This is a genomic window from Spirillospora sp. NPDC048819, assembly GCF_040650055.1.
Lineage (GTDB): Bacteria > Actinomycetota > Actinomycetes > Streptosporangiales > Streptosporangiaceae > Spirillospora.
Map to the genome: position 1 here is coordinate 169698 of NZ_JBEZGN010000012.1, position 20599 is coordinate 190296.

At 71.6% G+C, this 20599-nt stretch carries 28 protein-coding genes; 19 read left to right on the top strand and 9 right to left on the bottom strand.

Translation table 11 applies throughout. From position 1 onward, the window contains the following. Positions 1–107: 107 nt before the first annotated feature. The 4 genes from AB0C35_RS18920 (at position 108) to AB0C35_RS18935 (ending at position 3579) form a co-directional block, all read left to right on the top strand. Entirely contained in the window at positions 108–737 is a 630-nt protein-coding gene (locus tag AB0C35_RS18920; protein WP_358457279.1) for a TetR/AcrR family transcriptional regulator, read from the top strand. Between the two features lie 152 nt (positions 738–889). Continuing rightward, complete coding sequence (locus AB0C35_RS18925) at positions 890–1123, top strand: DUF3107 domain-containing protein (RefSeq protein WP_358457282.1); 234 nt, start codon at positions 890–892, stop codon at positions 1121–1123. A 124-nt stretch (positions 1124–1247) separates the two neighbouring features. After that, positions 1248–1544: a hypothetical protein gene (locus tag AB0C35_RS18930; protein ID WP_358457285.1), complete on the top strand. Its 297-nt coding sequence runs from the start codon at positions 1248–1250 to the stop codon at positions 1542–1544. Between the two features lie 523 nt (positions 1545–2067). Continuing rightward, positions 2068–3579 carry a DEAD/DEAH box helicase gene (locus tag AB0C35_RS18935; RefSeq protein ID WP_358457382.1) on the top strand — a complete coding sequence of 504 codons (1512 nt, stop codon included), beginning with the start codon at positions 2068–2070 and terminating at the stop codon, positions 3577–3579. Between the two features lie 55 nt (positions 3580–3634). Here the strand turns inward: AB0C35_RS18935 and AB0C35_RS18940 are convergent, their stop codons facing one another. Continuing rightward, on the bottom strand, positions 3635–4321 hold the full coding sequence (locus tag AB0C35_RS18940) for a glycerophosphodiester phosphodiesterase family protein (RefSeq protein WP_358457287.1): 687 nt from the start codon (positions 4319–4321) through the stop codon (positions 3635–3637). Positions 4322–4390: 69 nt separating this feature from the next. Here AB0C35_RS18940 and AB0C35_RS18945 point away from each other — a divergent pair, with 69 nt between their 5' ends. After that, on the top strand, positions 4391–5269 hold the full coding sequence (locus tag AB0C35_RS18945) for an alpha/beta fold hydrolase (protein ID WP_358457290.1): 879 nt from the start codon (positions 4391–4393) through the stop codon (positions 5267–5269). Positions 5270–5325: 56 nt separating this feature from the next. Beyond that, positions 5326–5832 (top strand): PH domain-containing protein, encoded by a 507-nt coding sequence (locus AB0C35_RS18950; protein WP_358457293.1) that lies wholly within the window; start codon positions 5326–5328, stop codon positions 5830–5832. A gap of 27 nt (positions 5833–5859) precedes the next feature. On the opposite strand, the gene AB0C35_RS18955 is transcribed toward AB0C35_RS18950, so the two are convergent. Beyond that, positions 5860–6144, bottom strand: a complete 285-nt coding sequence (locus AB0C35_RS18955) for a helix-turn-helix domain-containing protein (RefSeq protein WP_358457296.1) — start codon at positions 6142–6144, stop codon at positions 5860–5862. A 156-nt stretch (positions 6145–6300) separates the two neighbouring features. Here AB0C35_RS18955 and AB0C35_RS18960 point away from each other — a divergent pair, with 156 nt between their 5' ends. Beyond that, positions 6301–6879, top strand: coding sequence for a carboxymuconolactone decarboxylase family protein (locus tag AB0C35_RS18960; RefSeq protein WP_358457298.1), 579 nt, complete (start codon positions 6301–6303; stop codon positions 6877–6879). Positions 6880–6903: 24 nt separating this feature from the next. On the opposite strand, the gene AB0C35_RS18965 is transcribed toward AB0C35_RS18960, so the two are convergent. Next, on the bottom strand, positions 6904–7824 hold the full coding sequence (locus AB0C35_RS18965; RefSeq protein ID WP_358457301.1) for an AraC family transcriptional regulator: 921 nt from the start codon (positions 7822–7824) through the stop codon (positions 6904–6906). A gap of 41 nt (positions 7825–7865) precedes the next feature. On the opposite strand from AB0C35_RS18965, the gene AB0C35_RS18970 reads away from it, so the two are divergent. The 11 genes from AB0C35_RS18970 to AB0C35_RS19020 all read left to right on the top strand — a co-directional run bounded on the left by AB0C35_RS18970 (position 7866) and on the right by AB0C35_RS19020 (position 14531). Continuing rightward, positions 7866–8648, top strand: coding sequence for an NmrA family transcriptional regulator (locus tag AB0C35_RS18970; protein WP_358457304.1), 783 nt, complete (start codon positions 7866–7868; stop codon positions 8646–8648). Beyond that, on the top strand, positions 8645–9013 hold the full coding sequence (locus AB0C35_RS18975) for a DUF4440 domain-containing protein (RefSeq protein ID WP_358457307.1): 369 nt from the start codon (positions 8645–8647) through the stop codon (positions 9011–9013). The genes AB0C35_RS18970 and AB0C35_RS18975 overlap by 4 nt, the downstream gene beginning before the upstream one ends. 102 nt (positions 9014–9115) lie before the next feature. Beyond that, complete coding sequence (locus AB0C35_RS18980) at positions 9116–9955, top strand: helix-turn-helix transcriptional regulator (protein WP_358457310.1); 840 nt, start codon at positions 9116–9118, stop codon at positions 9953–9955. Positions 9956–10268: 313 nt separating this feature from the next. Then, positions 10269–10460 carry a DUF1059 domain-containing protein gene (locus tag AB0C35_RS18985; RefSeq protein ID WP_358457313.1) on the top strand — a complete coding sequence of 64 codons (192 nt, stop codon included), beginning with the start codon at positions 10269–10271 and terminating at the stop codon, positions 10458–10460. Between the two features lie 10 nt (positions 10461–10470). Continuing rightward, positions 10471–10767, top strand: a complete 297-nt coding sequence (locus AB0C35_RS18990; protein WP_358457316.1) for a hypothetical protein — start codon at positions 10471–10473, stop codon at positions 10765–10767. A gap of 69 nt (positions 10768–10836) precedes the next feature. Continuing rightward, on the top strand, positions 10837–11211 hold the full coding sequence (locus tag AB0C35_RS18995; RefSeq protein WP_358457319.1) for a metalloregulator ArsR/SmtB family transcription factor: 375 nt from the start codon (positions 10837–10839) through the stop codon (positions 11209–11211). Further along, positions 11208–11705 carry an SRPBCC family protein gene (locus AB0C35_RS19000; protein WP_358457322.1) on the top strand — a complete coding sequence of 166 codons (498 nt, stop codon included), beginning with the start codon at positions 11208–11210 and terminating at the stop codon, positions 11703–11705. Before AB0C35_RS18995 ends, AB0C35_RS19000 begins: the two co-directional genes overlap by 4 nt. Before the next feature lie 70 nt (positions 11706–11775). Further along, a complete protein-coding gene (locus AB0C35_RS19005; RefSeq protein WP_358457325.1) occupies positions 11776–12597 on the top strand; it encodes an alpha/beta hydrolase in 822 nt (273 codons plus the stop codon). Positions 12598–12684: 87 nt separating this feature from the next. Continuing rightward, positions 12685–13053 (top strand): hypothetical protein, encoded by a 369-nt coding sequence (locus AB0C35_RS19010; protein ID WP_358457328.1) that lies wholly within the window; start codon positions 12685–12687, stop codon positions 13051–13053. Beyond that, positions 13029–13538 (top strand): NUDIX domain-containing protein, encoded by a 510-nt coding sequence (locus tag AB0C35_RS19015; RefSeq protein ID WP_358457331.1) that lies wholly within the window; start codon positions 13029–13031, stop codon positions 13536–13538. Before AB0C35_RS19010 ends, AB0C35_RS19015 begins: the two co-directional genes overlap by 25 nt. Before the next feature lie 84 nt (positions 13539–13622). Further along, positions 13623–14531, top strand: coding sequence for an oxygenase MpaB family protein (locus tag AB0C35_RS19020; protein ID WP_358457334.1), 909 nt, complete (start codon positions 13623–13625; stop codon positions 14529–14531). A 46-nt stretch (positions 14532–14577) separates the two neighbouring features. On the opposite strand, the gene AB0C35_RS19025 is transcribed toward AB0C35_RS19020, so the two are convergent. Genes AB0C35_RS19025 through AB0C35_RS19040 form a run of 4 tightly spaced genes read right to left on the bottom strand, consistent with a single transcriptional unit; the run spans position 14578 to position 17730 of the window. Further along, complete coding sequence (locus AB0C35_RS19025; protein ID WP_358457337.1) at positions 14578–15471, bottom strand: PD-(D/E)XK nuclease family protein; 894 nt, start codon at positions 15469–15471, stop codon at positions 14578–14580. A gap of 7 nt (positions 15472–15478) precedes the next feature. Further along, positions 15479–16183 (bottom strand): MBL fold metallo-hydrolase, encoded by a 705-nt coding sequence (locus AB0C35_RS19030; RefSeq protein WP_358457340.1) that lies wholly within the window; start codon positions 16181–16183, stop codon positions 15479–15481. Between the two features lie 10 nt (positions 16184–16193). Beyond that, on the bottom strand, positions 16194–17060 hold the full coding sequence (locus tag AB0C35_RS19035) for a PHP domain-containing protein (RefSeq protein WP_358457343.1): 867 nt from the start codon (positions 17058–17060) through the stop codon (positions 16194–16196). 22 nt (positions 17061–17082) lie between these two features. Continuing rightward, a complete protein-coding gene (locus AB0C35_RS19040; protein WP_358457346.1) occupies positions 17083–17730 on the bottom strand; it encodes a DUF6758 family protein in 648 nt (215 codons plus the stop codon). 84 nt (positions 17731–17814) lie between these two features. Here AB0C35_RS19040 and AB0C35_RS19045 point away from each other — a divergent pair, with 84 nt between their 5' ends. Then, positions 17815–18204, top strand: a complete 390-nt coding sequence (locus tag AB0C35_RS19045; protein WP_358457349.1) for an NUDIX domain-containing protein — start codon at positions 17815–17817, stop codon at positions 18202–18204. Positions 18205–18215: 11 nt separating this feature from the next. Here AB0C35_RS19045 and AB0C35_RS19050 read toward each other — a convergent pair whose 3' ends face one another. Further along, positions 18216–19562: a CPBP family glutamic-type intramembrane protease gene (locus AB0C35_RS19050; RefSeq protein WP_358457352.1), complete on the bottom strand. Its 1347-nt coding sequence runs from the start codon at positions 19560–19562 to the stop codon at positions 18216–18218. Positions 19563–19628: 66 nt separating this feature from the next. Continuing rightward, positions 19629–20582 (bottom strand): CoA ester lyase, encoded by a 954-nt coding sequence (locus AB0C35_RS19055; RefSeq protein ID WP_358457355.1) that lies wholly within the window; start codon positions 20580–20582, stop codon positions 19629–19631. Positions 20583–20599 lie beyond the last annotated feature (17 nt).

Here is a 20599-nt window from a genome sequence, read left to right on the forward strand (position 1 = left end):
GGCGTGCTTTGGCCGTGACCGGCGGAGTTACTCGCACGTAGGATGATGAGGTTGTTCCCGCGCGGCGGATCCCCCGACCGCCGCTAGATCGTTGATCGGAGAGTGTGGTGACCGCGACCCCGGACGCACGCCCCCGCGGCACGAGGCTGCCGCGACTGGCGCGCCGCAGGCAACTGCTCGGCGCGGCCCAAGAGGTGTTCGTCGCGCAGGGGTACCACGCGGCGGCGATGGACGAGATCGCCGAGCGCGCAGGCGTCAGCAAACCCGTGCTCTACCAGCATTTCCCGGGCAAGCTGGAGCTGTACCTGGCCCTGCTGGACGAGCACGCCGAGGCCCTGGTGAAGATCGTCCGCGACGCCCTTGAGTCCACCACGGACAACAAACTGCGCGTCCAGGCGAGCATGCAGGCCTTCTACGACTTCGTGGCCGGAGACGGCGAGGCGTACCGCCTCGTCTTCGAGTCCGACCTGCGCAACGTCGCGCCCGTGCGGGCGCGCGTCGACCGCGCCAACCAGCAATGCGCCGAGATGATCGCCCAGGTCATCGCCGAGGACACCAACGCCCCGGCCGAGGAGGCGCACCTGCTCGGCATGGGCCTCGTCGGCATGGCGGAGGTCAGCGCCCGCTTCTGGCTGTCGCAGCACCGGGCGATCCCGAAGGACACCGCCGAGAAGATCATCGCCCGGCTGGCCTGGCGCGGCATCTCCGGCTTCCCCCTGTCGACCGAGTCCACCTGACGGCCCCGGGGGGGCGACGCGCAGGCCGCCCCCGCGCCGGGTTTCACCCTCGGCCGAACGCCGTGACGGCGCATCCGACGATCTCCGTGCGACGATCGGGAGAAGAGCCCGCCGGTGGTCGGCGGGACGTCGATCGACGACGGGAGCATCGCGTGCAGGTTCGCATCGGTGTGCAGAACGTTCCGAAGGAACTCGTGGTAGACACCGGGCAGTCGGCCGACGAGGTCCAGGAGGCGCTGGCCGACGCGCTGTCCGAGCCGCGCGGGGTTTTCGTGCTCCAGGACCGCCGCGCCGGCCGGGTCGTCGTCCCCGCCGAACGGGTCGGCTACCTGGAGATCTCCGAGGACGAGCAGCGCAACGTGGGCTTCGGCTCCAAGTACGCGTGAGCGGCGCGGGTTTACCCCGTTCCACCGGGCCTTGACCTGCCCTTTGTTTCATTCCGGCACAGCGGGCATATCGATCTCCGACCACGGGCCCCCGGGCCCACGGAAAACGGAATGGATGATCGACATGCTCACGACGATCCTCTGGTTCATCGTCGTCGGTGCCGTCATCGGAGCCCTGGCACGGCTGCTCGTCCCCGGACGCAACCCGATCGGTGTCCTGCTCACGATCCTCGTCGGGATCGCCGGCGCCCTCGTCGGCGGAGTCATCGCCGACGCGCTCGGCGCGGGAACGCTGATCGCCGTCGTGTTCGCCGTGGTGATCGCCGCGCTGGGGGTGGCCGCGCTCACCTCGCTGAACACCCGCGGCGACGGCCGCAAGGGCCGGCGCCACGGCTGGCGCCCCGGCCGCCGCACCTTCTAGGGCGGCGAAGTCTCCAGGGGGACCGAGTCACGCGGTGCGGGCTCCCCCCTGCCTCCACCGGCCGGAAGCCCCCGCCACCTGCAGGCGGGGGCTTCCCCCGTTCCCGTGCCCCGATGTCCGGATGTGGCCGTTCTGACAGGCCCCTCGACCGGCCGTCCGCCCGGTTCCGGCGGCGGCGGATACTCCCTGGCGGGCGGGGCATGGAATAGATGAAACCGTGGAAATGTTGAGTCCACTGATCGGCTATTGGTGTATGCAATCAACGGTCGGTACACTGCGTCGCGGAGTGTGACCGCACGCAGCCACAGCGAGTGACTGCTTTCAACCCCTGACTGCGGTCGCCGACGGATTTTGATCAACGGCTGGTCCCTCCCGCGCGAGCGCGCGGCCCAAGGAACGATCGGCGGGCGCGCCCACACGGCCGCGCCCTCCGGCGAGCCGCGCCGCACCGGGGAGCGGAGACCCCGCATATTGGAGGCTGAAAGCCCTGACTACCTTTCGTGAACTCGGGGTCGTACCCGAGATAGCAGATGCCCTCGAAGCAGAGGGCATCGTCGATGCGTTCCCCATCCAGGAGCTCGCCCTGCCGATCGCGCTGGGCGGGCACGACATCATCGGCCAGGCCCGCACGGGCACCGGCAAGACCCTCGCGTTCGGAGCCGCGCTGCTGCAGCGCATCGAGCACGGCGGCCGAGCGCCGCAGGCGCTCGTGGTGGCCCCGACCCGCGAGCTGGCCCTTCAGGTCACCGACGACCTCCTCGTCGCCGGCGGCAAGCTCGGCTCCCGCGTCCTGTCGGTCTACGGCGGCCGCGCGTACGAGCCGCAGATCGACGCGCTCCGCGAGGGCGTCGACGTCGTCGTCGGCACCCCGGGCCGTCTGCTCGACCTCGTCAAGCAGAAGCACCTTGACCTGTCGCAGGTCGGGATCCTGGTGCTGGACGAGGCCGACCGGATGCTCGACCTCGGCTTCCTGCCGGACATCGAGCGGATCATCGACCGGATCCCGGCGCAGCGGCAGACGATGATGTTCTCGGCGACCATGCCGGGCGAGATCGTCGCACTGTCGCGCCGCTACCTGACCCGTCCCACCAATGTGCGGGCCGAGTCGCACACCGAGTCGGACGCGACGCCGCAGGTCGTCCAGCACGTGTTCCAGGCCCATCAGATGGACAAGCCGGAGATGATCGCGCGTCTTCTGCAGGCCGACGGACGCGGGCTGACCATGATCTTCTGCCAGACCAAGCGGGCCTGCGACCGGGTCGCCGCCGATCTGGTGCAGCGGGGTTTCGACGCCGCCGCCGTGCACGGCGATCTCGGTCAGAGCCAGCGTGAGCGGGCGCTCCGCGCGTTCCGCAGCGGCAAGATCGGCGTGCTGGTCGCCACCGACGTCGCGGCCCGCGGTCTCGACGTCGACGACGTCACCCATGTCGTCAACTACGAGTGCCCCGACAGCGCCGACACCTACGTGCACCGCATCGGCCGGACCGGCCGCGCGGGCAAGGAGGGCGTCTCCGTCACGTTCGTCGACTGGTCCGACCTCACCCGGTGGAAGCTGATCAACGGCACGCTCGACCTGCCGTTCGCCACACCGGAGGAGACCTACTCCACGTCCCCGCACTTCTTCTCCGTGCTCGGCATTCCCGAGGGCACGAAGGGCAAGCTGCCGAAGGACCAGCGGCACGGCCGCGCCGGGCTGGACGCCGAGGAGCTGGAGGACATCGGCGAGACGGGCAAGACCCGCAGCCACGACCGCGGCCACGACCGTGACCGCGGCCACGACCGTGACCGGGAGCGGCCGCGGCCGCGGCGCCGCAAGGGCAACCGGACCCGCACCCGCGCCGGCAAGCCGGTGGAGGCCACCGCGACGGAGGCCGACACCGCGGTCGCCGGTGGGGCGGCCTCCCGCAAAGAGACCGCCGCGGACGACAACGTCGTCGACGCCGTCGCCACGGAGCGCAAGCGCAGCCGGTCGCGCCGGCGCACCCGCGCCGGCAAGCCGACGACCGGAACGACCGAGGCGTCGCAGAGCGCCTGACTCCGCACAGCACCAACCGCGAGACCCCGCTCGGTCTCGCGGTTGAGTCGCGGTCTCAGGGCTGCGCGTCCCGCAGTTTCAACGCGGTGCCTGGATGGTCGGTGACGAGGACCGCGACGCGCGGGTCGTCGAGGAACCGCCGCATGACCGGTTCGGCGTTGACCGTCCAGACCATCGCGGGGATCCCCGCGCGGCCGCACTGGCGCAGCACCCCGACGCGGGCCAGCCGGTGGTTGACGGCGACCATGTCGGCGCCCGCCTTGCGGATCAGGCGCAGCGGCGCGAAGTCGTTCGCGACGCCCTTCTCCCACAGGTTGCGTCCCACCGACAGGGCCGTCCGCACCCCCGGGAAGGCCCTCTTGATCTGCACGAGCGACAGGACCTCGCGGGTGGTGACGACGAAGCCGTCCCGCCCGAACGCGTCGATCGCCAGCGCCACGGTCTCGTGCTCGCAGCCGCGTTCCTTGAGGTCCAGATGCCCCTGCGCCCGCCCGGCGATGATCTGCATCGCCTCGCCGACCAGCGGGACGGGCCGCGGCGACAGCTCCTGGACCCGTTCGTAGGTGAGCCGTTTCAGCGGCAGCCCGGCGAGCTCCGGGTCATGGTGGACGACGAGCCGCCCGTCCCCCGTCCGCCTGATGTCGATCTCCACGTACTCGGCCCCGGACTCGGCGGCCGCGCTGAGCCCGGTCAGGCCGCCTTCGTCGCGGCGGTGCGCGGAGATGGCAGGCTTCGGACGCACGGTGCCGACGCTACCACCGAAACTTTTTCACCCGTGGGCGTTGCCGCCCATTGACTAGGGTGGTTCCCCGTGAGTACGCCCCGGTTCCTGAGCCTGCCCCCCGGCGTTCGCCGGACGAACATCGAGACCTCCCGCGGCGCCTTCGCCGCCCTGGAGGCCCTTCCGGGATCCGGTGTGCCCGAACGCCGCCCCGCCCTCCTCGTCCCCGGCCTCACCGGCAGCAAGGAGGACTTCCTCGCCGTCCTGCACACGCTCGCGGCGTCCGGCCGCCGGGTCGTGTCGATCGACATGCGCGGCCAGTACGAGTCCATCGGGCCGGACGACCCGTCCGCCTACACCCGTGCCGCGCTCGGCGAGGACATCAGCGCCCTGCTGGAGACCCTCGGCCCCGAGCCGGCGCACCTCGTCGCCCACTCGTTCGGCGGCCTGGTCTGCCGCGAGGCGGTGCTCGCCGACCGGGTCCGTCCCGCGTCGTTCACCCTGATGAGCTCGGGCCCCGCGGCCATCACCGGGCCGACCGCGGACAAGGCCAAGGCCCTCCGCGACGCCATTCCCGAACTCGGCATGGAAGCGATCTGGTCGATCGCCCTCGAACCCGACTACAACGGACGCGGTCTCCAGGAGGAGATCATCGCTTTCATCAAGGCCCGCACGCTCGGCAACTCCGAGAGGGGCCTGGTCTGCATGTCCAACGAGATCCTCACCGCCCCCGACCGCGTCGACGAACTCGCCAAGCACTGCGCCGGCGCCGGCCTGCGCACCCTCGTCCTCTACGGCGAGGACGACGACGCCTGGGAGCCCGCCGTCCAGGCCGTGATGGCCGAACGCCTCAACGCGTCCAAGGTCGTCATCCCCGGCGCCGCCCACTCCCCCGCCTGGGACGCCCCCGAAACCACGGCCGCCGCCCTCCTGGCCTTCTGGGGCCAGGCCGAGCAGAACCTCCGCTGAGACCACTTCCGGTCGCATCCGGCACGGCGAACGGACGAACCGGCCAGACTTTCCGGATGACCCTGCGGAGCTATCGATCGCTGGCCCTCATGGCCTTCGGCGCCGCCTTCTGCGCGTACCTGTTCTTCTGGTGCCTCAACCTGACGATCTCGGGAGAACTGCCGGACTACTCGTTCGGCCGGCTCCTGGGCGTGGGCGTGATCATGGTCGGCGCCCTCTACCTCTCCTTCGCCTGCGCGATGTCCCTGCGCAAGCGGGTGGTGATCGGCGAGGACGGCATCGACATCGTCCACACCTTCAAGCGGGAGCACCTGCCCTGGGACGAGATCACCGACGTTTCGACGGGTTTCAAGGGCCGCTTCTGGGATGTGGAAGTGCAGGCGGGAGGCAAGAAGCGGCTTCTGCTGCTCGTTCCGGTCAGCGTCTTCCACGGCACGGAACACGGCGAGCGCTACGCCCACGCCCCGCCGCAAGCCCCGCGACGCCTCCGCACCCAATACGCCTACCTGCGGGAAACCTGGGAAGCCCACCACAGGGGCGAAACCACCACGACGTCCCCCTAGGTACGGCCCTTCTGGCCGACGCGGGGGTCACCCTTCCGTGGACGTCCCCTTCGCCGCCCAGCGAGTGGCCCACCGCTCAAGCCTCATGAGGTCCGTGCACAGATCCCGGCCGTCGGCGGTCAGCGTGTACCCGCGGTCCGCGCGCTCGATGATGCCGGCCTCGTCCAGCTCGGCGAGCCGTTGCGCCAGCACGCTGGAGGAGACGCGGTCACAGCGCCGTTGCAACTCGCGGAACGTGGACGCCGGGGCCTGGGCGAGTTCCCAGATGACACGCAGGGCCCAGCGGCGGCCGAGCAGATCGAACAGCGCCATGATCGGCCGTCCGCCGGCCGATCCCCGGACCGGCCGGCCTGGCAGCGGTGTTGGCGAGCCGGCCGGCCGGTCTGAGCCGAGTGCCATGGGTCAACGTCCTCCCAGATCGCGGATATCCGCTTCTATTTTCGAAGCATGTCGTGTTAGCGTCCTCGTATGCCTCGATTTTCAAAGCAGACGGTACCGCCACGGCTCGATCCCGTCGAACCCCCGTACGACGCCCAGACGGCCACGGCCCTGGAAGCGCTGGGCCCGCCCATCGCCCTGTTCAGGATCTTCGCCCGCCGGCCGGAGCGGGCACGCGGAATCCACGGCTGGGGACGGTACTACCTGTCACGCGAGTCGGCCCTGACCCTGCGCCACCGCGAGCTGGTGATCGACCGCACCACCGTGCGATGCGGGGCCGAGTACGAGTGGGGAATCCACACCGCGGTCTTCACCGCGAAGGCCGGGCTCGACGGCGACCAGATCCGCTCCATCGTCGCCGGCGGCCCGGGCGACGCCTGCTGGACCGATCCCGCCGACCGCGCGGTGCTCCACGCCGTGGACGCCCTGTGCGACACCAACGACCTGTCCGACGACCAGTGGCGGGAGCTGACCCGCGCGATCGGCGACGAAGCGGCCGTGGACCTCCTCCTGCTGTGCGGCTGGTATCACGCGATCTCCTTTGTCGCGCGCGTTCTGCGCCTCCCGCCCGAACCCGGCACTCCGGCGTTCACCGACTATCGCCCCTGAGCCGGCCGGCTGGAGCGCGCCCGGCTACGCCGCCCGGCGGTACTCGCCGGGCGGGACTCCGAAATGGCGGCGGAACGCCAGGTGGAAGCCCACCGACGACCGGTACCCGACCCGTTCGGGAATCCCCGCCAGCGGCGTCGCCGTCTCGGCGAGCAACCGGGCCGCCTCCCGCATCCTCCGCCCGGCCAGATGGCGGGCGGGCGCCTCACCGACCAGCCGGGTGAACGCCGCCGCGAACGCCGACCGCGACATCCGCGCCTCCCGGGCTAGCGACTCCAGCGTCCACGGCTCGGCGTAACGGGTCTGGATCGCCAGCAGCGCCCGCCCGATCGCCGGGTCGCGCAGTGCCGGCGGCATGCCGCCGAGGCGCTCCAGCGCCACCCTGAGCGCCAGCACGAAGACCAGCTCGAACGCGCGCAGCGCGGCAAGGCCCCCGTACCGCTCGGTCAGCCCCTCCAGCGTCCCGGACAGCAGCGGCTCGGCGGCCAGCACCCCGCGGTCGAGCACGATGATCTCCGGCAGCGACCGGTACAGCGGCGACATCGCGGCCTCGTCGTAGTGGAGGCCGCCGCAAAGCAGATCGGTCACGCGGCCGGGCCCGTCCACCCGTACCTCGGTCGTGGACCCCGCCGGACGTCCGGGGAGCATCAGATCCAGCGGGGTCGTGGCGCGCCCCGGCCGGTCCGCCAGCTCGTGCGCCGTCCCGTACGGGAAGATCGCCAGCTCGCCCGGGCCCAGCATGACCGGCTCGGACGACCCGGGCATCGTGATCGCGCATTCACCGGACCGCACGTAGTGCAGGATCGCGTTGCGCTCCTGGTCACCCCGGAACCCCCACGGCGCCCGCGCCTCCCAGCGGCTGACGAACACGCCCTCCAGCCGCAGCGGAGCGAGCAGCTCATCGAGAAGATCGGCTGGACGATCGTTAATCACACCAGGACTCACGCTTATAGAAGGTACTCCCCGCCTTCGGCAGGCTGGGCACCATGACCGAGACATACCTGGTGATCGGCGCGACCGGCGCACAGGGCGGCGCCGTCGCGAAGCGCCTCGAAAGGGACGGGCACAGCGTCCGCGGCTTCAGCCGCAAGCACGGCGACCTCGCCGACCCGGCCGCGGTGCGGGACGCCTTCGGGGGCGTGTCCCGCGCGTCGGTGACCCTGCCCATGGTGTTCGACCGGGACCTCGTGGCGCGGTACGTGGACAACATCATCGCCTCAGCCCGCCACTGCGAACGGCTCGTCCTCAACACGAGCAACCGGCTGCCCGCCGCTCGAACGTCCGTCGCCGCCTTCGAGACCAGACGCGACGCGGCCGACGCCCTGCTCGACTCCGGCATCCCCACCGTCGTGCTGCGTCCGCCCGTCTACCTGGAGAACCTCCATCCGGCCGGCGGCGTCCTGCCCTACCCGATCCCGCCCGGCCACCGGGTGGCCTGGCTCGCCCACGACGACCTCGGCGCCCTCACCGCCGCCGCCTTGGACCGCGACGACCTCGTCGGAACCTCGGTGGACATCGGCGGCAGGGACGTCATCACCGGCCCGGAACTCGCGTCCGCCTTCGGCGCGGACTACGTCCCGCTGGAGCCCGACGCGTTCCAGGCGTTCATGACCCCGGTGATCGGCGAGGCCGCCGCGACGGGAGTCGCGGGCACCTACCGCTGGGTTTCCGCCCCGGAGAACGCGAACTTCTACGACGGCGACCCGGACAAGGTGGAGGCCCTCTTCGGCGTCGACCTCACTCCGCTCCGCACGTGGGCCGCCCGATGAACGCCGTCGAGGAGGTCGTCGAGCACCACCGCTTCATCGAGTCCTGGCTGAACGGAACGGCGACCGGCCTGGGCGGCTTCTTCGACATGCACACGCCTGACTTCACCTGGTACGACCCGGACGGCGCCATGCTCACACTCCCGGATCTGCGCACCGCCATGGAGAAGGCCCACGGCACCGCACCCGGCCTGCACATCCAGATCGTCGAACCACGCGTGCTCCTGGACCGCGACGGACTGGCCGTCGTCACGTACGAGGAACACCATCCCGACAGCGCCCGGCGAGCCGTCGCGATCATGGTTCCCGACCCGGGCGCCCGCAACGGCCTCCGCTGGCGCGGCCTCCACGAAACCTGGACACGCTGAGCATGCTCGGGCCGGGCAGACACCCGGCCCGAGCACCCCTCGATCAGCGTTCAGTGACCGGAAAGCCACACACCGCAGGCGGCTCCGTCCTACGCTGGCCGCATGCCGGTGGATTACCGAGCCCCCAACATCAACGCGCGGAGCCTGGGGCAGCATCTGCGCCGGATCCGCGAGATCCTCGAACTCTCCTACAGCGATGCGGCGTCCCACCTCGGCGTCAACGCCGACTGGCTGGCCCGCGTCGAAACGGGCTTCGGGCCCGTGACGCCGGCCCAGGTCGCCGAGATCCTGGACGCCTACGGCACCCCGCGCCACATCCGGGACGTCCTGGTCGACCTGGCCTCCCGCCCCGAAGGCCCGCCGTGGCTCGCCCACCACGTGGGACGCATGAAGGCGCTCGTCCGCGACATCTACACCGTCGAGTCGGAGTCCTCGCTCGTCCACACCTTCGGCATCGGCCGGATCCCCGAGCTGGCCCGCTGCGAGGAGTACGCCCGCCTGGTGTTCGAGCACCACATCCCCGAGGTGGACGTGGAGCAGGAATGGGACCTCCTGCGCAGCCGCCAGCAGCACCGCCCCGGCGGCGAGCCCCGCACCCTCGACGTGATCCTCGACGGCTTCATGCTGGAACACCACGGCGGGCCGCCGGACGTCCTCCGCGCCCAACTCACCCACCTGCTCGACCTCCCCGCCGACGGCCGGTCCACCGTCCGCGTCATCCCCCCGGACACCGGCGTCCACGCGGGAATCAACGGCTCCTTCGACGTCCTGGAATACCCCGGCCTCCCCGACCGCATCTCCATCGTCCACACGGCCCTCGGCATAGACGCCGCCCAGGCCGACCTCTGGGACACCTGGCACAGGATCGAAGAGGTGACCCTCACCCCCGAAGACTCCCGCACCTACCTGACCGACCTCCGCACCACCTTGGCCGAGCAGTAGCGAACCGGCCCGGCGGGCGGCCGCCGCTGGTTGAGTCAGGTCAGTTCGAGGCCGCCGTCGAGGGTCAGGGCCTGGCCCGTGACGATGACGTGGGCGGCCACGTCGGGCTGGCGTCCGATCGGGGCGCCGGCTGAAGCGCGGGCAATGCGTTCGTGACCGAGACTTGGCGGGGCCCCACCCCGGCCGACCTTCCCATCGAACTGGGCATATGCCACGCTCGGTAACGAACGTGACTATTTCGGCGGGTGTGACGGTCGGCGCCGTGGAGTCTCATCGTTCCGACGACGCGGCCGCCCGCTCGGGGGGAGGAACGATGCGGAAAGTAGTCGACTGCCGGGACATGCCGAGCGAGTCCGGGTGCACGCTCACCATCGCCGGCGAGGAGGACGAGGTCGTCCGCGCCGCCGCCGAGCACGCGGCCTCGGTGCACGGGCACACCGACAGCCCCGAACTGCGGGATGAGATCCGCCGCGGGCTCAAGAACGAGGAACTGAGCGTCCGTTAGGGGGCCGCACATGACTTTCGTGCAGATCATCGAGTACGAGACCAACCGCCCGGACGAACTCGACGCGCTGTTCGACGAGTGGGCGACCACCACCGAGGGCAAGCGGACCGCGTCGCACGAGACCCACACGCGGGACCATGACAATCCGGCCCACTTCGTGGACATCGTCGAGTTCCCGTCGTACGAGGCGGCGATGCGCAACAACGATCTGGCCGAGACCCGGCACATCGCCGCGGAGATCCAGGCCCGGTGCACCAACGGTCCACGGTTCATGAACCTGGACGTCATGCGCGACGAATCACTCTGACCGGTACCAGGCGGGGGTGCGTCCACGCCCCCGCCTGATCGCTGGACAAACGCGTAACATGATGGTTACATGTTTGCCGTGGACGTCTTCGACGCGGTGGCCGATCCGGTGCGGCGGCGCATCGTGGTCCTGCTCGTGGCCGGGCCGCGGACCGCCGGGGCGTTGGCGGCCGCGTTTCCGGAGATCAGCCGTCCCGCCGTGAGCCGGCACCTGCGGGTGCTGCGCGAGGCGGGGCTGATCAGCGCCGAGCTGGTGGGCCGGGAACGGCACTACCAGGTCGACCACCGGCCTCTGCAGGAGATCGAACGGTGGCTGTCCACCGTCCGCGGGCAGGTGTGGGAGCAGCGCCTCGACGCGCTGGAGACGGAAGTCCACCGGACGCGCCGCGACCGTACGCGTGCGGACGAGGAAGCACCGCCCAGGGATTCGAGGAGCACAGCATGAGCCCCACGCCCACCGGCCGGCTGATAGCCGCCGCCACAGGCACCGACCTGACGATGACGCGCGAGTTCAAGGCGGGAATCGAGGACGTCTGGGCGAGCCTCACCGAGCCGGAGCGGACGGCCCGCTGGTTCGCGCACTGGAGCGGTGAGGGGCGGCCGGGCGCCACGGTCCGGCTCAAGCTGACGCTGGAGGACGGCCAGCCGGAGAGCGACATGACGATCATCGCCTGCGAGCCGCCGCGCCGGCTCGAGGTCGAGAACATCGACGAGTACGGCCGCTGGCACCTGAAGGCACGGCTCGAAGAGGCCGGGGGCGTGACGACGCTGACGTTCGTCCACCACCTGGAACCCGGCGCCGACCCGGGCTCGATCGGGCCGGGCTGGGAGTACTACCTCGACCGGCTCGCGGCGCTCGTCCTGGGCACCGGCGCGCCCGAGTTCGACGACTACTACCCGGCGCAGCGCGAGTACTACGAGGGCCTGGCCGCGGGCTGAAACCGGTCCGCCGATGAGTTTTCCCGGTTTCGCGAGTCGACCTTTGAAACGACTCTGACCTGGAGGACCCATGACGACTGCATCCACCGGAACCCTTCGGGTGGACGACGCCCGGCTGCACTACGAGGTGCGCGGGAGCGGGCCGCTGCTGGCGTTCGTCGGCGCCCCGATGGACGCCCAGGCGTTCGAGCCGCTGGCCGACCTGCTCGCGACGGACCACACCGTCCTCACCACCGACCCCAGGGGGATCCAGCGGAGCCCGGTGGACGACCCCAGGCAGGACTCGACGCCGCCGCTGCGCGCCGCCGACCTGGCCCGGCTCATCGCGCACGTGGACGCGGGCCCGGCCGTGGCGCTGGGGTCCAGCGGCGGGGCCTGCACCGTCCTGGCGCTCGCGCAGGCCCATCCCGAGCAGGCCCGCGCGGTCATCGCCCACGAGCCCCCGCTCGCCGAGCTGCTGGACGACCGCGAGGAGATCCGCAAGGGGACCGACGACCTGATCGCCACCTACCTCGCCGGCGACGTCATCGGGGCGTGGGGGAAGTTCATGGCCCAGGCCGGCATCGTCCTGCCCGAGGGGGCGCTGGAGCAGATGTTCGGCGGCGAACGCGATCCGCAGCGGGTCACCGACGAACGCCGCTGGTTCGAGCACGAGTTGTTCGAGACCACGTTCTGGCCTCCGGACGTCGCCGCCTTGCGTTCCAGCGGGACCCACGTCGTCGCCGCCATCGGTGAGAACTCGGCCGGCGAACTCTGCGACCGCGCGACCCGGGCGCTCGCCGGCGCCCTCGGGATCGAGCCGACACTGTTCCCCGGCGGCCACGGCGGCTTCACCGAGGATCCCGCCCGCTTCGCCGTCCGCCTCCGAGAGGTCCTGGCCGAACTCCCCTGAGCCCGGCGGCCATGGTCGTGTCCCCCGGCGGGCGGGTCTGAGATCCTCGGATTCGTCACGCATCGGGGACAGGACACGGAGGGGCCGGTGGCCGAAGGCGTCAACGCGCTCGTGATCTTCACCGACGTGCGCGGGTTCAGCAGATGGTCGGAGGCCAACGAGGTGTTCGTCAACCTCCGCGGTTTCATCGACGGTTTCATGGCGGTCCTGCGGGCCCGGTTCAAGGCTCCGGCGTTCGAGATCAGGTCGCGGGGGGACGGGGCGCTCATCTACCGGCGGATCGACGCGGACCTCAGCCGGGCGGAGGTGAGCCGGCTGCTCGCCCGGACGCTGAACGCGGTGCGGCAGGTCGACGCCGACTTCGCGCGGCACTGCCGGGAGTTCGGCCGCCGTGTCGGGCACGGCGCGGAACTGAGCGCATTCTGCGCGGCATGGGCGAGGCGCGTGTCTGGGTGACCGCGGAGATCGCCTCGCAGTTCGTCCCGCGTGAGCGGCTGCGGGAGACGCCGGAGGTGCACGTGGCCGGGACGTGCGTCTCCGACGACGGCGGGCGGCTCCGGCTGCTGGTGGCCCGGCGGGCGCCCGGGCGGCGGCTGTTCCCGGGACTACTGGAGGGCTGCGGCGGGCAGCTGCGCAGGTCGGAGACGTTCGCGGACGGGGTCCGGCGTCATTTCCGGCTCGAACTCGGGCTGGACGTGGACGTCCTCGAAGATCTGCATGTGTTCTACACGATCCGGGAGCCCGGGGAGCCGGTCATCCCGGGCATCCGGTTCCTGTGCCGCAGGGTCGGGGGCAGGGAGCCCGCGTCCTCGAACCATTCCGAGCTCCGCTGGGTGCCGGCGGAGGAGTTCATGGACATCCCGGGCGAGGACTTCGTGGGCGACCTCAAGCACGAAGTGATCGAGCTGCTCGGACGGTACCGGGCGGGGCGGCCCGCCTGAGCTCGCGGCTCGGGTGGGGGGCGGTGTCGCGGGCCCCAACGGGTAATGACACACTTACTTGAGTTTGTCTCATGGAGGTAGTGAATGCCCGCGACCGTCCAGCCCCCCGAGAGCGTCACCTGGCGCGTCCACCTCGACCGGTCCATGTGGGTCGGCGGGGTGCGCAGCCTGATGCTCCAGGCTCTGCATCCGATGGCCATGTGGGGCGTCTGGCAGAACTCCAACTTCCGTGAGGACCCCTTCGGGCGGCTCCAGCGGACGTCCGACTTCGTCGGCCTCGGCACGTTCGGCAGCCCCGAGGAGGTCGGGGAGGCCGCCTACAGGGTCCGCGAGATCCACCGGAGCCTGCGCATCCTCAACCACGACACCGGCAAGAAGGAACGGCTCGACCAGCCCGAACTTCTGCTGTGGGTGCACTGCGCCGAGGTCTACTCCTACCTGGAGGTGGCGCGTCGGGGCGGGCTTCTGCTGACCGATGCCATGGCCGACCGGTACCTCGAAGAGCAGCGCAAATCGGCGACGCTGGTCGGGCTGCATGCGGAGGACGTCCCCGGCAGCGTCGCCGACATGGAGGCGTTCTTCGCCGAGATGCGGCCGCGGCTGCGCGTCACCGAGGAGGCGGCGGAGACCGTCCGGTTCCTGATGTGGCCGACGATGCCGGAGAACCTGAGGTTCCTCGCTCCCGGCAAGCCCGGCTACTTCCCGTTCGGCGCGCTCTGCTACTACTCGCTGCCCGACTGGGCCCGCGGCATGTACGGGGCGCTGCCCGAGGTGCCGCAGCCGGCGGTGACGGCGGCGCTCAGGTCGTTCCGCCTGGCGATGAACTCGGTACCGGAGCGGCTGCACGACTACGCGTTCGCCAAGCCCACCCGCGACATGCTCGAACGCACCCGGCAGCGGCTGGCCGCCGAGGGATACGACGTGAGCAAGGGCCTGTTCGGCCTCCGGGACCCGAGGCGCTGGCCCGCCGGCAAGGCCCTCACATCGGCCTAGCCGGCGTTGACTCGCGGCTTATGAGCGCCTTCGAGTGAGCGAGCGGTCAAGGGGTTTCCACGGGGAGCGCCGCCCACGGGTCCTTGCGCGGGGCGGCCTCCTGGCCCTCCGGGCAGTGGCGGGCGAAGTCGCACCACGAGCACAGATTGCCCGGACGGGGCGGAAACCGCTCGTCGTGCGGCGTGTGGTCGACGACGGCCGGGCGGGGGTCGGCCGGGCGGGGCTTGGGAACCAGCGCGCGGTACGCCTCGTCCGCCTCGGCGGCCTCGCCGGCGATCTGCTCGGCGCGGCGCATGTGCCGGGCCAGCGACTCGTCCGTGTGCTCCCACTCCGCGACCTCACCGGACGGCAGGTGGTGCAGTTCGACGCGGTGGCAGGGGCGCCGCAGCACGCGGGACGCGGCGACGGCGTAGATCGCCAGGGCGAGGGAGCCGCGCGCGTCGTCGGAGGTGAGGGGACGGCGTCCCGTCTTGTAGTCGACGACGACGAGTTCCGGGCCGCGGGCGTCCAGGCGGTCGATGCGGCCGGACACGGCGATGCGGTCGGTGCGGGTCGCGACCGTGCGTTCGACGCCGACCGGCTCGTCGGACGGGTCGAGGCCCGCCGCGTAGCGTTCGGTCATCTCGCGGGCCCGGTCACGCCACTCGGCGGACTGGGCGTCGTCGCGGAAACCGTCCGTCAGCCAGCCCCGGGTCAGCAGGCTCCCGGCGGCCTCGGGGGTCCGTTCGCTGACGGGCAGCCGCCACCAGCCGGCGAGGGCGTTGTGGACGCTCGCGCCGACGCTGTTGTGCGCCCACGGCGGGCCCTTCGGCGGCATCGGACGATCGAGGTAGGTCATCCGGTAGCGGCGCGGGCAGTCGAGCCACGTGTTCAGCCGCGACGGCGTGCACGTGTACAGGCGCCGGGGCATCCCCTCGAAGCCCAGCTGCTCGGCGTTCAACGCCGGGTCAGTCGTCGTCCTGCGCGAGCGCGCCCCACGACTCCCAGCGGGCGTCCTCCTCGCCGACCGTGGTCTCCTCGCCCTGGGCGGGCAGGACCTTCAGGTCCTTCGGCAGCGGGGTCAGCAGCGCGCCGATCGAGTTGAGCTGCTTGCGCAGGTCCTCGTAGACGCCGCCGATGGAGCCGGGACGGCCGCGGTGCAGGGTGTCGCCGGAGAACAGGGCGCCGAGCTGCTCGCTGATCACGCAGACGCTGCCGGGCGTGTGGCCCGGGGTGTGCACGATCTCCAGCTGGGCGTCGCCGATCTCGAAGACGCCGCCGTCCTCCAGCCAGATGTCGGGTTCGAGGGACTTCAGCGCCTTGGCGTCGTCCTCGTCATCCTCCTCCTTGGCGAGGCGGCCGAAGAAATCGCGCCACAGCAGCCGGTCGGCGCGGTGCAGCGCGATCGGGGCCCAGTTCTCCTCGTCCTCCTCGCCTGCGGCGGCGACTTCGAGGACCACGTTGAGGTGGTGCTCGTTGCCGTCGGTGAGCAGGACGGCCATGACCTCGCGGTCACCGACCTCCTTGAGGATGGCCTCGGCGTCGTACGCCGGGTCGATCACGATGACCTCGTCGTCGTCACCGATGAGATAGGTGTTGTTCTCGACGTCGTGGTCGGTGTCGTCGAGGGCGAGCTGCCCCGACGTCACCACCTGTTCGATGCGCGCGTCCACCCTTGGCACCCTACCGTGATTCGGGCCCCCGGTCGGGCAGACGGAGATCATCGCCGGACGCACCGGCGACCAGTTCCTCGTAGGCGTCCGGCGCGGTGGTCTCGGCGCCGAGGCGGTCGCCGGTAGGGGCGCCGTGATCATCGCTGGAACCCGTGACGACCAGCCCCAGGGCGGCGGCGAGATCCCGCAGGTGGGCGCGGTCCTCCGGGATGTGGTCGGGGTGGTCGGCCTCGATCCCGGCGAGGCCGGCGGCGGCGAGTTCCTCGATCACCGCGTCCGCGAAGACGTATCCGCGCCGCCGCGCCCTCGGATGCGCCAGGACGCACACTCCCCCGGCCGCGCGGACGAGCCCGATCGCCCGCTCCGGGTCGAGCGCGTACCGGTCGACGTAGGCGCGGCCGCCCGGCGCGATCCACCGCGCGGTGAACGCCTCGTCGTCCGTCTCCACCGCGCCCGCCTCGACCATGGCCCGCGCGATGTGCGGACGTCCGACCGCCTCGCCCTTGGCCAGGGCGCGGACCATGCCCCAGGTGACGTCCACGCCGAGTTCGCGGAGCCGGTCCACCATGCCCCGCGCCCTGATCACCCGGTCGTCGCAGATCCGGGCGAGTTCGGCGGCCAGCGCCGGCTCCTCCGGGTCGAACAGGTAGCCGAGCATGTGCAGGCTGCGGCCGCCGTGCTTGCACGACAGCTCGACGCCGGGGACGAGGGTCAGGCCCGCGGGCAGCGCGCCGGCGGCCTCGTCCCAGCCGGCGACGGTGTCGTGGTCGGTGAGCGCCAGGACGTCCAGTCCCTTCGCCCGCGCCAGCCGGACGACCTCCGCGGGCGGCCGGGTGCCGTCGGACACGTCGCTGTGGCTGTGCAGGTCGATCCGCATGCCCCCGTTCATATCAGGGGCGTCAGTCGTCGAGCCGCGGGCTGTACGCGCCGTAGGGGAGGTCGAGCTCCATCCCCGGCTCGCGCAGATCGAGCAGGTTCTGGCGCTCCAGCATGAGGAGGCCGGCGTCGGCGGGCCACAGCACCGTCCACAGCCAGTCGCCCATCGCCTCGCCCACGTAGACGGCCCGGTCGGATCTGCCGTCGACCGCCCACATCGGCACCGAATGGCCGCAGGTCGCCGCGGGGCCGCTCACGTCGAGCTTCACGTGCGGCGGGCTGCCGTCGAACATCTCACCGGGGTCGGCGCCGTCCAGCCCCGCGTAGTGGGCGCCGAGGCCGATGCCCGGCTGCTCGGCGATCAGCAGCATGTCGGCGGGGCCGCCGAGCAGCCCCGGCCCGGACACGGCGACGGCCGTCGCCCGCGCGCCGCTGCGGTCGTCCCCGACCGTGGCGAACCCCGTGACGAGCCAGCCCAGCGGAAGGGGCCAGGGCGTCCAGACGGGGACTCTCGCGTCGCGCAGCACGGCGGCCAGCCCGTCCGGGCCGGGTCGCTTGGACGGCTGCCTCGGCAGTACGGCGCCGTGCACGCCGCAGGTCCAGTCGCTCGACCAGAGACCCGGCGCTTGAACGGGACCCGCGCAGCGCGGGCATGTGGGCTCCGCCCTCATGACTACCCACACTGCGCGGCCACGTCCCGGCTCGTCAAGGTCACGCGGGTCGCCACCTGGGAAAGGGCGGAACAAGATGGGGTCATGCGTATACGGTGCGTCGGCGGGATCGTCCGGGACGAGCGGGGGCGGCTGCTCATGGTGCGGCGCGGGCGCCCGCCGGGCGAGGGACTGTGGTCCATCCCGGGCGGGCGGGTCGAACCCGGCGAGGACGACCCGGCCGCGGTCGCGCGGGAGCTGAAGGAGGAGACCGGGCTGGACGTCGCCGTCGGCGCTCCGGCCGGGAGGGTGGAACGGCCGGGGCCCGGCGGCGTCACCTACGACATCCACGACTACGTCGCGACGGTCACGGGCGGGACGCTCCGCGCCGGGGACGACGCGTCCGAGGTGCGGTGGGTCACCCCGGACGGGCTGCGCGACCTGCCCGTCACGCCCGGACTGCTGGACGCCCTCGCCCTGTGGGGCCTCCTATGACCGTGGGACCGCTATGAGGCGTGCGCCGGGGGGCTGTCCGCCGTCACCGGGACGTCGTCGGCGGCGGAGTCAGTGGGGCCGGCAGGGTCGGTGGAGCCGGCGGAGTCGGTGGGGTCGGCGGTGACGGTCTGGACCCGCATCCGCCGCGCCAGCCAGACGGCGGCCGCCGCGAACAGCACCATCGGGACGATGTCGGCCACGACGACCTGCCACGGGACCCCGCCCTGCTCGATGTCCAGCTGCCCGATCGTGGCCGAGCCGAGGAACGCCAGCAGGTTGTTGAACACGTGCAGGGCGATGCTCGCCTCCAGCCCGCCGGTGCGGACCGCCAGCCAGGCCGCGATGGCGCCGAAGACGAAGATGTCGAGGATGCCCCAGCCGGTGTAGCCGTGCCCGGCCGTGAACAGCGCCGACCCGATCACGATGCCGGGCCAGGGCGTCCGGAACACGACGCTGAACGGCTGTCCGACGCGTCCCCGGGCGTTCTCCAGCGTGCAGGCGCCGACGGCTTGCAGGACCCAGCCGCGGAAGACGTACTCCTCCGCCGCCGCCTGGAACGGCACCAGCAGGATGATGACGATGGCCGGAACGAGGAACTTGTCCCACCCGACCCAGTGCTCGTCCCCGCCTGACTGGTCGTCCATGCCGACGGCCGCCAAGAGCGACGTCCCGTACGCCACGATGCAGAACAGGATCGCCAGGCCGCAGCAGACCAGCATCCACTTCCAGCGCAGCCGTCCCGCCACCGACGAGAGCGTGCCGGGCCTCCGCCGCTGAATCCCCCAGGCCGCGAACACCGCCACCGGCAGGAACACCGCGAGCGCGGCCAGGTTGAACGCCAGGTCGGCCGTGTCGTCACCGAAGATCGTGTTCGGGTCGGCGCCGGTCGTCTCGGGCAGCTCACCGGTGACCACCACCCGGATGATCATCCCGGCGAGCATGAGCCCCATCGCCAGGCTCAGGCCGATGCCCGCGATCGCCAGGCTCCCCACCAGCGGGCGCCACCACCGGTGCGAGCCGTTGCGCGCCAGCCTGTGGAACGGGCTCCCCGCCGGAGCCGCGACCGTCCAGGACGTCCTCACGGGCTGCGCCCCGTACCCCGGATACCCCGGATACGCCTGCCCGTACGGGGCGGCCCCGTACTGCTGGTCCCACCCGGGCGGCTGCGCCGGTGCGCCCGGCCAGTACGGCATCCCCGCCGTGTAGGGCTGCTGCGCCTGCTCAGGCGGCGGGCCGTACGGCGGCCGGTCCTCCTGGGAGTACGGCTCCCGGGGCGGCGGCTCCGCCGGCCTCGGCCGGTCGCCGGAAAGGTCGGGGTCCAGCGGGGCCCAGCCGTCGGCATCCCCTGGTTCTGACACGTTGGGCCCTCCAGAAAGCCTTCGCGTACGTGATACGAATCGTACGGGGCATTCAGTGAATGCTTTTCATTTCCGGAGGCCCGCGCCCGGCGGGTCGAAGCGCTTGGTGCGGGTCATCCCCGCCGCCCGGCCCTTGGCCGCGACGACGAGCGCCATCTTCCGGGACGCCTCGTCGATCATCTCGTCGCCGAGGGTGGCGGCGCCGCGCCCCTCGACCGTGACGAAGTGGTCGTAGGCGTCGAGGATCAGTTCGGCGTGGTCGTAGTCGTCCTGGGACGGGGAGAACACCGCGTTCCCGGCCTCGATCTGGGACGGGTGCAGCACCCACTTGCCGTCGAACCCCAGCGCGGCGGAGCGCCGCGCGACCCGCGTGAACGCCTCCACGTCCCGGACGTTGAAGTACGGCCCGTCGACGGCCTGAAGATCGTTGGCGCGGGCGGCCATCAGGATCCGCATGAGGATGTAGTGGTAGGCGTCGCCCTCGGTGTAGCCGGGCGGCTGCTCGCCGACGACCAGGGTCTTCATGTTGATCGACGCCATGAGGTCGCCGGGGCCGAGGACGAGCGACTCCAGCCGCGGCGAGGACGCGGCGATCGCGTCGATGGCGACCATTCCGCGCGCGTCCTCGATCTGGGCCTCGATGCCGATGCCGCCGGCGGGCAGGCCCGTGGCCCCCTCGATCTGGGTGAGCAGCCGGTCGAGCCACTGGACGTGGCCGGCGTCCCGCACCTTGGGCAGCATGACGGCGTCGAGGTTCGCGCCGGCGCCCTCCACGACCTCGATCACGTCCCGGTAGGCCCAGTGGGTGTCCAGGTCGTTGACGCGCACCACCCGGGTCTTGCCCGCCCACTCCCCCTCGTTGAGCGCGGCGACGACGGTCCTGCGGGCCTCCTCCTTCGCGGACGGCGCGACGGCGTCCTCCAGGTCGAGGAAGATCTCGTCGGCGGGGAGCCCCTGCGCCTTCTCGATGAAGCGGGGATTGCTGCCGGGGACCGCGAGCGTGGTACGTCGAGAGCGCATGGCCCGGATGCTATCCA